The sequence below is a fragment of the Marinobacter albus genome, from assembly GCF_030238305.1.
GTDB classification, from domain to species: Bacteria; Pseudomonadota; Gammaproteobacteria; order Pseudomonadales; family Oleiphilaceae; genus Marinobacter; species Marinobacter albus.
Genome location: NZ_JASSQD010000001.1, coordinates 2067230 through 2079072 on the forward strand (window position 1 = coordinate 2067230; position 11843 = coordinate 2079072).

General features: G+C 50.7%; 12 protein-coding genes. 2 read left to right on the forward strand and 10 right to left on the reverse strand.

Annotated features, from left to right (window positions below; translation table 11 throughout):
* Positions 1-37: 37 nt before the first annotated feature.
* The 3 genes from QQF73_RS09645 to QQF73_RS09655 all read right to left on the reverse strand — a co-directional run bounded on the left by QQF73_RS09645 (position 38) and on the right by QQF73_RS09655 (position 4053).
* Complete coding sequence (locus QQF73_RS09645; RefSeq protein ID WP_285368044.1) at positions 38-784, reverse strand: CLCA_X family protein; 747 nt, start codon at positions 782-784, stop codon at positions 38-40.
* A gap of 105 nt (positions 785-889) precedes the next feature.
* Entirely contained in the window at positions 890-1234 is a 345-nt protein-coding gene (locus QQF73_RS09650) for a c-type cytochrome (protein WP_219865680.1), read from the reverse strand.
* A 122-nt stretch (positions 1235-1356) separates the two neighbouring features.
* Entirely contained in the window at positions 1357-4053 is a 2697-nt protein-coding gene (locus QQF73_RS09655; protein WP_285368047.1) for a mechanosensitive ion channel domain-containing protein, read from the reverse strand.
* Positions 4054-4305: 252 nt separating this feature from the next.
* Between QQF73_RS09655 and QQF73_RS09660 the strand changes: the two genes are divergently transcribed.
* Positions 4306-5055: a hypothetical protein gene (locus tag QQF73_RS09660; RefSeq protein ID WP_285368049.1), complete on the forward strand. Its 750-nt coding sequence runs from the start codon at positions 4306-4308 to the stop codon at positions 5053-5055.
* Positions 5056-5124: 69 nt separating this feature from the next.
* Here QQF73_RS09660 and QQF73_RS09665 read toward each other — a convergent pair whose 3' ends face one another.
* On the reverse strand, positions 5125-5400 hold the full coding sequence (locus QQF73_RS09665; RefSeq protein ID WP_219865677.1) for a DUF1127 domain-containing protein: 276 nt from the start codon (positions 5398-5400) through the stop codon (positions 5125-5127).
* 1364 nt (positions 5401-6764) lie between these two features.
* Between QQF73_RS09665 and QQF73_RS09670 the strand changes: the two genes are divergently transcribed.
* Positions 6765-7562: a site-specific integrase gene (locus QQF73_RS09670; RefSeq protein WP_285368052.1), complete on the forward strand. Its 798-nt coding sequence runs from the start codon at positions 6765-6767 to the stop codon at positions 7560-7562.
* A gap of 588 nt (positions 7563-8150) precedes the next feature.
* Here the strand turns inward: QQF73_RS09670 and QQF73_RS09675 are convergent.
* The 6 genes from QQF73_RS09675 to QQF73_RS09700 form a co-directional block, all read right to left on the reverse strand.
* On the reverse strand, positions 8151-8720 hold the full coding sequence (locus tag QQF73_RS09675) for an acyloxyacyl hydrolase (protein WP_219865524.1): 570 nt from the start codon (positions 8718-8720) through the stop codon (positions 8151-8153).
* Positions 8721-8914: 194 nt separating this feature from the next.
* A complete protein-coding gene (locus QQF73_RS09680) occupies positions 8915-9490 on the reverse strand; it encodes a hypothetical protein (protein WP_285368054.1) in 576 nt (191 codons plus the stop codon).
* 273 nt (positions 9491-9763) lie between these two features.
* Entirely contained in the window at positions 9764-10171 is a 408-nt protein-coding gene (locus QQF73_RS09685) for a hypothetical protein (protein WP_285368055.1), read from the reverse strand.
* Between the two features lie 356 nt (positions 10172-10527).
* Positions 10528-10932 (reverse strand): hypothetical protein, encoded by a 405-nt coding sequence (locus QQF73_RS09690; protein ID WP_285368057.1) that lies wholly within the window; start codon positions 10930-10932, stop codon positions 10528-10530.
* Positions 10933-11064: 132 nt separating this feature from the next.
* Complete coding sequence (locus QQF73_RS09695) at positions 11065-11355, reverse strand: GmrSD restriction endonuclease domain-containing protein (protein WP_219865944.1); 291 nt, start codon at positions 11353-11355, stop codon at positions 11065-11067.
* Positions 11356-11382: 27 nt separating this feature from the next.
* Entirely contained in the window at positions 11383-11838 is a 456-nt protein-coding gene (locus QQF73_RS09700) for a hypothetical protein (protein WP_219865671.1), read from the reverse strand.
* Positions 11839-11843 lie beyond the last annotated feature (5 nt).

Here is an 11843-nt window from a genome sequence, read left to right on the forward strand (position 1 = left end):
CCGTTGTCCATTGCGCGGTCTTTTTTAAGTATGTACCTCAATGCGACATCGTGCCAGTCTTCGCCGGACGGCTGAGTGCGCGGCCAAGGCTCGCAAAATAGTCGCTGAATGCGGCAGCGACCCGATCTCGTTCCGCCCCGGAAGGATACAGCCCTAGCCGCGCCTCCTCGGAATTCCGGGTTCCTCTGACTAGAAAGCCATCCCGGGGAGCCCTGTCCTCAATGAATGCTTCAAAAGCGCGGGCGGCCATTTCTTCCGGGCGTGCCCAATAGAGCGAGTTCCGATGTGTATCGGCAGTCCTTGAGGCGTTGAATAGACCGCTGGGCCCCGTGCCATCGGCATCCAGCAAGATTGCCTCAAAGCATCGAAACAGCAGCGAGGTGAGGGCATGGGGCTTGAAGCGCTGGCTGTCGAGCCACAGGGAACTGGCAAATGCCTGGCGACCGGACTGCAGGAATACTTTGGAGGCGATGTAGTGATCGAAGGCATGGAACCACTCGTGAGCCAGGCTCCCCGCGCCTGCATTCTTGGCGAGTGCGAGTTGCCGGGTGGCCGGAATATAGTGGGCGCAAACGCCGAGCTGGCCCCCAATTCCATATTGCAGGCCCAGAGAGCTTTTCAGGGAAATAACCTGTTCAGGCACACCAAGCGTGGCCTTCAGAGTATCCAGCGCACCATGGAAGCGTTGCGCCGCCCGATCACGCTCGGACTCTGTCACCCATCGACCAATTTCGATGCTGCGGAAATCGTACCGCCTCCGGATATCGACAAAGGAAATGCTCACGGAACTCCAAAAATAACAGCTGTATATAGATACAGCATTATAGGCGGGGCCGGTACCGCTAACAACCCATCCGGCCTCGCCGATGATCGGAGACCGCTCAGCGGATTACATCCCTTCGTCCCGCAGGCCGAGGATCCAGTCAACCAGATCGTTGGCCTCCTGGTCGCTGACTTCTGGCCGAGGACCGGGTGGGGGCATAACGGCTGATCCCCAGTGATCCTCTCCTCCGGTCTTAACAACTTCTACCAGCATCTCTCGGTCGTCTTCCGTGTACTTCTGGGCAACGCTTTGGAAGGAGGGCGCTCGTGGCACCTCCTCGCTGGTGAGATGGCAGCCGAGGCACTTCTTTTCCTCGGCCATTTTCATCATGCCGTGGGAGTCTGCGAAAGCAACAGACGCTCCCATGCTGAGACAGGTAGTAAGTGTTAGCGCAATAGCTTTGTTGTTCATACCGCCCCCTTTATTGCTCATCTTGAATCCGAATATTGAGATGACTGCAATAGGCCCGGGACCAATTAACTACCTCAGACTTTAACTTAGTCCAAGAACAACAGGCGCTCCACTTCCGGCCATCACTTCTCCGGCTCGGTTCGAATGTGAATGTCTCGTTGCGGGAAGGGGATCTCGATACCGGCCTCTTTCAGAGCCCGGGTAATCGCCGAGTGCAGCTCGTGGGACAGCGGCATAAAGTCCAGCACATCCCGGACGAAAACCCGGACCTCAAAGTCGATCCGACTTTCGCCCAGTTCAACGCAGAACACGGCTGGCGCGGGCTCTTCAACTACCCGCTCGTTTTTGACGGCAACTTCATGTAGCAGGTCTTGCACCTTATCGACGTCTGAACCGTAGGCGACACCAACCCGGACAATCACCCGGGTAATGGGATCGGACAGGGTCCAGTTGGTCAGATCCTGAGTGACGAAAGTCTTATTGGGAATAATCTGCTCTTTGCGATCCCAGTCCACCAGCGTTGTCGCCCGAATCCGGATTCGGGATACCGTGCCAGTAATACCGCCAATGGTAACCGTGTCGCCGACACGGATTGGCCGTTCAAACAGAAGAATAATGCCGGAGACAAAATTGGCCACGATTTCCTGGAGACCGAAGCCCAGCCCCACACCAAGTGCAGCCACCAACCACTGAAGCTTCGACCACTGGAACCCGAGTCCCGCCAGAGCGGCGACAATACCAATAAAGACAATGATATACGTGGCCAGTGTGGTAATCGCATAACCGACTCCCGGTTCGAGATTGAGTCGACTGAGAAACACGACTTCCAGGGTTCCCGGAAGGTTTCGGGCCGCGAGCACGGTGCCTGCGCCAATAGCCAACGCGACCATCAGGTCTCCCAGATTGATCGGGACAGGGTCTTGTCCCTCAATGCCCGTGTTGATGGTCCAAAGAGTGATGTCGTCAAATATCCCCAGCGCTGGAAAAACATTGTCCCAGAGCATCCAAAGACCGACAGCTGCCAGAATCAGCGAGATAATCTTTAACAGGGTTTCGCTTTGCTGGCTGATTTCATTGATATCCCGCCGTGGCGAATCGAAACTCATGGGAACGCCCTCGCCAGACGATTCCGCCGCTTCCCGGGTTTCGGCCAGTTTCCGCTCGGCCTCCCGGGTTTCCAGAACGCGCTTGAGCGCCATCCGGCGCTCTCGCACCGCCAGGCTTCGCAATCCGAGGTAATGCAGCAGGATCACGAAGGCCACCCAGCACAGGCTGATGAACATGAGACCTTCAAACCGCACCGCGGTGTAGTGATAGCCCCACAGTGAGATAAAGGCCAGAGCCAGCGGCATGGCCACAGCTATCCAATGCAGGACACGGAGAATCTGGCTGGTGGATTGATCCTTTCGCACCGCAGTCATAAATTGCTGGGCAAAGTAGGCGAGAGCAAACGATGCAAGCATGAAAAGAAAGCGCCCGAGGCTGTCGCTGTAAACTGCACCTTTCTTGGTCGCCATCGTGGGCATGATGATAATGATGGGAATCAACACGGCTAGCAAGATGGGGATCTGCTTCCGAATCATCCGGAGCGTATTCGGATTCCATTGAAAGTGGCGTTCGCCAAGGCCCTTGGTGTAGGCCACGGTGTATACGCTTCTTAATAGCAGAGTGACGAAGGCGGCGTTGGACAAGCCTTTGGAGAGGGCATGGAGAAAACTGTTCCCACTCTCCAGTAAAAGGTGTCCAAGTGTGAGGAGGAAGACTCCCGGCAATGCTAGCAGAAAGCTGTAAACCAGCGCAGAGAAGGTGAAGTTCCAGCGATCCTGGCGGACATTCCCCACGTTATAGCCCGTATCGATGAGAGCTTTTCGAAGCCGGCGCCGACGCACGGCCATCACCACCACGACCACCGAAAGCAGTACTAGGAGTGGCCAGTGCTCATCGACGGAGGCCTGAACGGCATTCTTCAGGGCAGGCAATTTGAAACTGGAAACGAACCAGACCACGCCTCGGTATATCTGCCCAACCATCTCCAGATTGACCTTGTTGGTGCTGGGCAGCCAGAACAGTCGTTGCTGAAGCAAAGTCTGGTAAGACTCCAGCCGATCCTGGAGCTGAACCACAATATTGTAATACTCGTTCAGCACTTCAATGTGCTTGGTGACGGACCCATGTAGCTGGCGAAGAAGCTGTACCCGTTTCACCTCCAGCCTGCCACGGGCATCATCGTCTGGCTCGATCACTGCCTCAAACTCTTCAAGCCGCAGTTGTTCCTCGCGGGCGGCTGACAACTGGGCGCTGATACCTTTCGTTAAACCGGCGGCGATGGTCTGGTTACGTAACCGCTCCAGACGCTGGCGCAACAAATTTGCGTAGTCATCGGTGAGGTTTAATCCCGCCCGTTCCAAGCGCAGTTCAAAACTTTCATATTCATTATCAAGTCGGGTGCGGAGCGACTCTGCGTAGGCGAGCCGCTGTTCACTAATACTCAGGGCATGTTGACGACTATCGAGCGCTTCGCGAAGCTTTTGGATCTGCTGCTGGATATCGGCGTTCTGCGGCGCAGGTAGCGAACTTACCAGCGGCTCCTCCGGCGCTTCAATCTCTGGTTTGACCGGTGTTGGTTCGGGCTCGGGTTCTTCTTCCGACTCTTCTTCCTGCGCTTTCTTTTCGTCTTCCTCAGCGGGGGGGAACCTCTCGGTTTCCGTCTGAACGGGCGGCAGCAGATCATCCAGTGCTGCCATCGCGTTCTCAGCCTGACTCATCCCAACAAGAAAGATCAGGGTGAAAGCCAAGGCGTAGACGCGACGTGTGGTCATGATTCTGAAGTTATCCGAAGTGATTTTCCGTAAGTTTAGCTAGAAACCCGCGTGGTAGGGGGGAGCGCCAATGGAATCTGACAGGATGGTAATTGGGGGATCTTTGATGAACTCCCAATCTGGTGCTAAAAAATAGCTTATAAGATGTTCCAGGGAGCCTGGGAACATGTAAAGAATTCTTGTCCTGCGCGCCCCTTAGATGGTGCCGACTGCGAATTGACGCGCTCGGCGTCCTAACAGAGGGCGGGAATCATGAAATCCTACCGTATTTTTCTTACCTTGTTGGTCATGTTGCCACTGGCGGTTCAATCTGCGCCAAGATTGGAATCACGTCTTACACCTTACCTTTGGTTTGCCGGCGTCGAAGGCGATGTTTCCTCGAGACCGGGCGCGCCAACCGTGCCCATCGATATTTCCGCGAGCGATGCTCTCGAAGATAACGAAGCCAGTTACATGGTGTTGTTTGAAACCAAATACCTGAGGCATGGCGTGCTCCTAGATCTACTCTACACAGACACACGTTCAAGCGAGGACCTGATTACTGCGGTTGGTTTGAATGTGAAATCAATCTCCAAGAATAAGATCTATTCGGCGGCGTATCTTTACGAACTTTTTCAGCGGGACAGGGCGGTCATCGACGTATACGGCGGCGTCCGTTACTGGAAAGTGGATACTGAGCTACGCTTCAGGGGCGGACTGGGAATCCTGGCCGGTGAAAGAATCCGCTCAGCAGAGAGCTGGTACGATCCTCTCCTTGGAATCAAAGGGCGCTCGCCCCTTGGTGGGTCGAACTTCTATGCTTCAGGCGGCTTGGCTGTCGGGGGATTTGGTGTCAGTTCTGAACATTTCTACGATGTATCCATCAACGCCGGTTATCAATGGACTCAGGGCTTTGGCACCTCAATCGGATACCGGGTATATGACCTCGACTATGAAGACGGCTCGTTTTTGTATGATGTCGAGCAAAAAGGATGGTTGCTTGGTCTGAGCTGGGCTTTTTAAAGGGCTCTTAGGGGAGCGCCCACACAGGGCTTGCTGTCTGAGCGCCCCCAAAGACGTCACGGAGATGGTTCAAGCCGTCGGCGCGTACCGACACTGATCGCTGGCCAACACCGCAATATCTGCCGGCTGTTGATGCCTTTTGCTCGAATCCTCGTGGCCGCCGGTGCTCCAGAAAGGCGTGTTTGCTTCCTCAATCAGATCAGAGCCGGGTATCCCGATATCCCGCACGAGCGAGTCCAATTCCTGCCGGCTCATCTGGTGTAACTGATTCCGCAATGCCTTCCTGGTGGCGTAGTTTTGCAGGTAAGTTCTGAAACGTTTGAAGAGCAATGATTGAGCGTTCATGACGCACCTCCTGTGTTTCCTATAGCTTATTCCTGTGGTGCTCAAAAATAAGACACAGAGCGGCAGTGGAGGGGCGGAACAGATCGAGAATTCTGCTGTGCTGTACTGCTGATAGTTTTAAGCTTCTGTACCGGTCGTGGGCGATCACGGGAATTCGGTAGGGCCTTTCATGACGATCGCTGGTAAACACGACGTAATCTTTGACAGGTTTTGGGCCTGTGACTAAATTTTATAGGTCTTCATTTGAATAGGGATATTCAAAATGTCGGAATACAGGGATTTTGCACAAAGATTCAAGATCGCATGTAATAACCAGCCCCGGGTTCCAGCTAATGCCAAAGGGCAGGAAACCTGGTTATCGACACGTCTTGGCATCAGCCACGAGGCTGTCAGGCGATGGTTTTGTGGCGAGAGCATGCCACGCCGGAGGCTAATGGCAGACCTGGCGTCTCTGCTTCAGGTAGACGAAAGATGGTTAGCCTCGGGTTATTCCGCCGATAGGTTGGATCGGGAAAACAACAAAAGAGCCTAGGGCATCCCACATCTAAACGAACACAGCGCCGTTTCCTTGCGCTGGAATCGTCGACATTCTCAAAGAACACAATACCGTCAGAGCCGACAGATGAGGTCCAACAGGGCCTTTTCCATGCCGGGTATTGGGACAGACTCTCATTGGCATTGTGTGTTGAATATAGCATTTAACATAATATACATTATGCGCAGTACGGTATGCTTTTGCTTTCCATAAAACATGAAGGATTGGACGACCACAAGAAGTGCTAAAGAATAGCCACAGAAAGTACTAAATTTTCACAGGAAGCACTAAATTCGTCGTCCACTCGCCCATGGGTCTGTTTTTGTGCGGTTTTTTGGATTTCCGTCGATAACATCTTTTGGGACGCTCGAAGTCAGGAATGCGCTTAACCTCTTCCGCTTGAATGGAAATTACGGTGTCCCAGTTCTTCGATTGTTTTTCGGAGTCTGTGCGAATAAACATCGCCTGGGAATGATGAAGAAAACGAGGTTCTTCGCCCTCAGTTTCTTCGTGTTGAAGTCATCAAGGCACAGTTCTGAAAGACGAGTCGTGGAACTGTCTGATATAGCGGGCGTCTAAGCGATGTTCTCTTCGCGAATGTCGGCAACATGGGCGAAGTTAAATTAGTGATGGTCACATCAGATAAGGAATGAAGATCATCACCACGACAATGAGAGCTCTCGTTTCGTTAGTCGATGGTTAGCCAGTTGTGACTACCCTTAGCGCGTACTTTCCTGGCCAAATATCGTAAATCCGTTAAAATAACATTATTACGGATTTTGTTTTTACCCTCTCCTCGCCTGCGAGCGGCTTACCAGGAGCTTATTCGATGAGCAAAACCGGCCAGGCACGCGTACTCACGCCCGAACAGTTCGCCCACCTCTTGCGTAAGATTAAAGAGCACCGCTACCCGGAAAAGAACACGGCGCTGATTCAGATCAGCTTCAAGCTCGGTTTGCGGGTTCAGGAAATTGCGTTTCTCCAGATCAAGGACGTCGCCGAGCTCGGCCCTGAAAGCTCTGGTCGACGCTCTTTCAAACTCAAAGAAATTCTGGCGTTGCCTGCGGCTTACACTAAAGGTGCCGATGCGTTAAAGCGATCCAAATCCACGTACCAGCGGCGTCGAATCAGTTTTAGTGTCCACGATTTCCATCAGCTTATTCAGCGAATTGAAACCATGGTCAAGGCCGGTGCCGAGATCAAGCCGGAGGATTTTTATCCCGAGGTCAAAAAACATCGTGGTAAATCACGTGATCTTCCGATGAATGACGTTGCGCTGAGAACGGCTATAGAAAATCACCTTGCGATCCGCCTGGCAGCACAACCCTCAGTGAAAAGGACGGATCCTCTATTCCTGACTCAAAAAGGAGGCGCCTATTCTCCCAATACTCTCCAGGAACACTTTGCTCTCATGCAGAGACATTGGGCAGGTATTGAGCGAGCCAGCTCCCACAGCGGCCGGAGGACGCTAATGACGAATATCATTCATGAACAAAAGAAGTCAGTTAAAGTCGCGCAAAAAATCGCTGGCCATGTCTCACCGTCAACCACGCTCATTTACGAAGAACCTCCCGAGGAGTCACTGAAGGAAGCGTTGCAAGATGCCGGGTACAAATATGTTGGTTAGTACGGCAACCGAATCAACTTTAAAGAGCAGTTGTTATTATTGTTCAACCACCTCAAACGCACCCTGGTTTGCGTACCTGACAGGTTATATTTTTTAGCCCATTTGTTATGTGTCTTGTTGTTAGCGCCGGACACCGACAGCCGCCCTGCCCCCTCCAGATCACGACTCATATGCCGAATCTGGCCAACCAAATGTGGATTTCATGGTTATTGGGGATGCCTTGGTAACTGAAGCGCGACATTCGGTTTGGTCGCAAAGCGGACATTCGGTCCTGGCCTGTCAGAGAAAGCGAACATTCAAAAGTGACGACCTCTGGGGCATACAGAGTCACGTGTGCTGCGTAATTGCGTATTTAACCACCATGTCAGTTTTTTTAGGCGCTGGGAGTTCTCAGGTTGCTGAGCTTTTGATCATGCAGCCAGCTAATCCAACCTTGTTGACATTCCATGGCTCGTAGTATCAGACGGTAACGACACTTAAATGATTGAAATTCCCGCATCGCAAACGCCCTGAGCCGAGGGTGCATCTGTGGGGAAAAATGTGGCCCAGGCTGGTCGGGAACAAGCCTCCCGATCTGGCACGCAGAAATCAAAATCGATAGCTGAACTCGATCATATGAAAATCCGCGCCTGTCGTGTCGGGTCCGTTAACTCCAGCATCTGAATAATGAAGGAACCGATATCCGAGCCCCAAATTTCTATATAGCGGAATAGCGACGCCTGAGGTTAGGGCAAACTGGAAAGGTCCGCCATAATCCTGGGTGCCAAAGCGCCATCTGCTGAACAAAGCTCCACCTACGCCCAGGTCCAGGACAAAGCGCCCCCCCTTACTGCCCAGCGTCAATTCCGGGATGAGCGAGACGACGAGCGCATTCTTACCCGATCCCCGCAAAAGTCCACCACTCGCCATTATACGGCTGCCGATCCCCCAGCCTGATTTGGAGTAGTTGTTCCAGGGCAAATGAAAGTTCGCCGACACATCGTATTCTTTGAAATCCTCAGTTGCCTCTTCTCCAAGCATGGTCTTCTCTGAAACCCGAGCACGCACACTGAGACTGTCCAATTCCAGGTCTGCGGAGTAGCTTGGGCGATGAATGAGAAGGCCGCAGATGAAGATCGGCAGCAGCCCAAAATGAAATAAGTGGCGAGGAGAAGCCATTGCTGATCGTCCATGTTGAGTTTGAGTTTAGTTTTACTTACTGAGATCTTGATCGGCAGAGTCAAACCCTACAAAAACTCAAAACGACTGCGGGTCAGAAAAGCGAACATTCGCATTTAGCTGAGGTCGCAAAGCGGACATTGAGGCTTCAAATCATGCGCCCGCATCACTCGCGAATCTTGCGGAGAGCCTCCCTAGCCTTCCAATCCTCTGTGAGAATCAAATAAAAAGCGCAACTCTGCAAAAAAAACTGAAATAGCTGCCGGAATTGAAAACAATCCAGTGCCGTGAAGCAAGGTCAACGCAATCCTGTTTTTATTGGGAATAAAATCCCCCAGAAAACTAGGCTCAGACCGAACAAAAACAAGCACTACGATATAGCAGGCCGCTACCACGAAAGAGCCAACAAGCAAACTAAAATCCTTCTTGTCCAGGTTACCTTTGGCTCTGATCATGTTTTTTCTTCTCATGCAGTAACCGGAAAAACCATAGATATTTGCACGAAAAAACCATGCGACAAGATTAACCAGAAAAACATATGGATAGGCAAGCCAAAACAGATAAACAGAAGACTTGTTGCTGATATCACGAAGCTGATACTGAAGCCATCCAGACAGCTCCAGCCCGGAACTATAGATATCCAATCCGATCGAACCAAGAATTGATTCAGGGATATAGATTATCGAAACTGTCGCAGCAGTTAATACAACAACTATAGACGGAACATTTCCACCACCATACCCAAATGCACGTAATACAAAATTACTCATACCACCCTCAAACATCCTGTATCTGGACTTCCCCCACTATGCGTGACATTCAAATCTATCGATGGCATCGCATCGTCGATGTAGTCCGCATCAGCCTTTTATCCGCTATCCACTTCGCGCTATAGGTACTGATCGAAGTTTTTTGGCAAGGCCGCAAATGCCCGGTTTTTTATAGCCTTGGGAAGTATCGGCTGTCTCAAAATAGATATTCTGTTTTGTCGTATATGTACTTTTTGATCTGATTGAAAACCATTCGGGCACCACTGTTACTTGTTAGGAATTATTTCCCGCCGGTTGCCCAATTGTAAATTCGAGCAATAAGCCCGTGATAAAAAATATTGCAAGCACTGTAAAACCAAAAAATAAAAATGATGATAGAACTAACAACCAAACAGCTGGATTTATGAGCAAAGAAAGCCAAGAAAATGCAGCTACGCTAAGCCAACCGTCAAAGAAGGTGATGTTTCTTGAAATCCAAAAATATGAAGTTAAATAAGCAACACAAGCGGGCACGAAAGATACTGAAACCAATAAAATTAAATTGCTTGAGTAATAGAAGGAAATTGGGATTCCCGGTGCTCTCGGTACCACTACTAGGTCAGTTAGAAATAAAGCAGATGCGCCAGCAATACTAAATGCAATTGCTGAAATTATTGAATATCTGAGATTTTTAGAGCCCATGCTAAATATGCCTAACAGCAGTAAACAGACATCTTCGATATTGCAGAAACCTGACAGCTTCGTTAATGGGATCTATGCATCTTTGATCAGTCTGTCTATAGGTCTATAAAACCGCAGCTTATCGCAGCCTCAACTTCTTTTCCATGTAATCATCTGATGTCTGTGATTTTCTCCACCAATCATACTGGATAAAGCATCAGTGCTTGGCCTGGAGGCACTGAGCAGGAGCGGACTCGAATGTCCGCTTTTGTTTAGAAGGTTTGGGGCGGCCTGAGTGATCGCAAAGCGAACATTCGGATGAGACGTTTAACGCTGAACGAAGCGGCGCGTCTCACGCGTCCGCCTTCCGTGACTTGTTATAGCTCCGGTGTAACAATCTTACAGTGGCCATTAATTCTAGTGCTCATAACCCCGTCAACCGAATACTCGAGGGTTCGCCGGTTTATTGATAGCAATCCGTTTTCCGAAACGAATTGTGTCGGTGTCTCTACATACCGCATTCGCAAATTGGCGGTTTGCTCCTCCGTAAGACCGGTAATAATCTGCTGTATTGTTCTGTCGTCTTTATTAATCAAGAAGTCGTTTTTAACCTTCTTAACTTCTTTATTAAAGGCAGTATCAGTGACGACTCCCTCACAGGTCAGATAAATCAGATTTTCTGAGGCAAAGACATTTCCCGCTAGTAAGGCAAGCACCAGACTAAACAGTCTCAAACCAGCCTCCTTAGGAGCCATAACGCGCAGCAACCAATTCACCGGCAATACTCATTCCTAGAAACATCACTGACAATTTGACCCTTTCCCCGTTTCGGGTCCAGCCAGAGTTGGAAGAATCCAGCTCCTGACCCCGCTTGGATTGGAAAAACAGCGCACAAAGCGCAACAAGCTCAATGACTAAAAGAAGCGTTCCCACAGGCTGGCTGGGACGACGAATTTAGTACTTTGTGTGGTCGTCCACTTGCTGCGGTTTGGGCTGGCCTCCGCGCGTAAACGGTTCACGGGGTCGTTCGCAAACTGTTCACGTTCTGTATCGGTCCAAACCAACGCGCCAAGTTCCCAGGCCCAGGCAAGTGGGACGACGTGGTGGGCATTTATCGCGACGACGCTGAAACAGGTAAACCAACAATCAGGGAAAAGACTATTCGAACTTTGGAGTGATACAGATGCCTGCTGATCTCGCGACAGCCCGGGTTACTGTTCTTTTTCACACAGCTACCCTGATACTTTGATTGTTAGTTTATTGCTCAAAATTCCAGGCGGGCACCAGAGCGATGAGCGGGCCTGAATCGAATAGATACCCTCTCTGGAGAACTTCAGGGTTCGTTCCCCACTCTCAGTGAAACCGAAATCATATGAGCCATCATCAGGTTCAATTTTCCATTGAAGATTTAGCGCCACATTGCCCTCAGATTCAGGGGGCTTCGAAGTAAAAACGCAACCACCCTCTGAATCGACCTCTCTCACTTCGATAAAACCGCTACTTCTTCGTTCCGCATTCAATAGAATATCTTTACCTACCCGGGCTTGTTTAACTGAAATTGCAATTTCTAAAGACTGTTGGAATTCAGGCCCCGGAATATACATTTTTGCTGGCTCCTGATCAGAACACCCATTTAAAAAAAATACCAATAAGAAGCAAACCGCACTCAATTGGTTATGTATTTTCATATAAA

Excerpts from the sequence above, each read along its gene's own strand:
- QQF73_RS09685 (WP_285368055.1), bottom strand. The coding sequence starts at position 10,171 with ATGGGCTCTAAAAATCTCAGATATTCAATAATTTCAGCAATTGCATTT.
- QQF73_RS09700 (WP_219865671.1), bottom strand. The coding sequence starts at position 11,838 with ATGAAAATACATAACCAATTGAGTGCGGTTTGCTTCTTATTGGTATTT.
- QQF73_RS09675 (WP_219865524.1), bottom strand. The coding sequence starts at position 8,720 with ATGGCTTCTCCTCGCCACTTATTTCATTTTGGGCTGCTGCCGATCTTC.
- QQF73_RS09660 (WP_285368049.1), top strand. The coding sequence starts at position 4,306 with ATGAAATCCTACCGTATTTTTCTTACCTTGTTGGTCATGTTGCCACTG.
- QQF73_RS09655 (WP_285368047.1), bottom strand. The coding sequence starts at position 4,053 with ATGACCACACGTCGCGTCTACGCCTTGGCTTTCACCCTGATCTTTCTT.
- QQF73_RS09670 (WP_285368052.1), top strand. The coding sequence starts at position 6,765 with ATGAGCAAAACCGGCCAGGCACGCGTACTCACGCCCGAACAGTTCGCC.
- QQF73_RS09680 (WP_285368054.1), bottom strand. The coding sequence starts at position 9,490 with ATGAGTAATTTTGTATTACGTGCATTTGGGTATGGTGGTGGAAATGTT.
- QQF73_RS09650 (WP_219865680.1), bottom strand. The coding sequence starts at position 1,234 with ATGAACAACAAAGCTATTGCGCTAACACTTACTACCTGTCTCAGCATG.
- QQF73_RS09665 (WP_219865677.1), bottom strand. The coding sequence starts at position 5,400 with ATGAACGCTCAATCATTGCTCTTCAAACGTTTCAGAACTTACCTGCAA.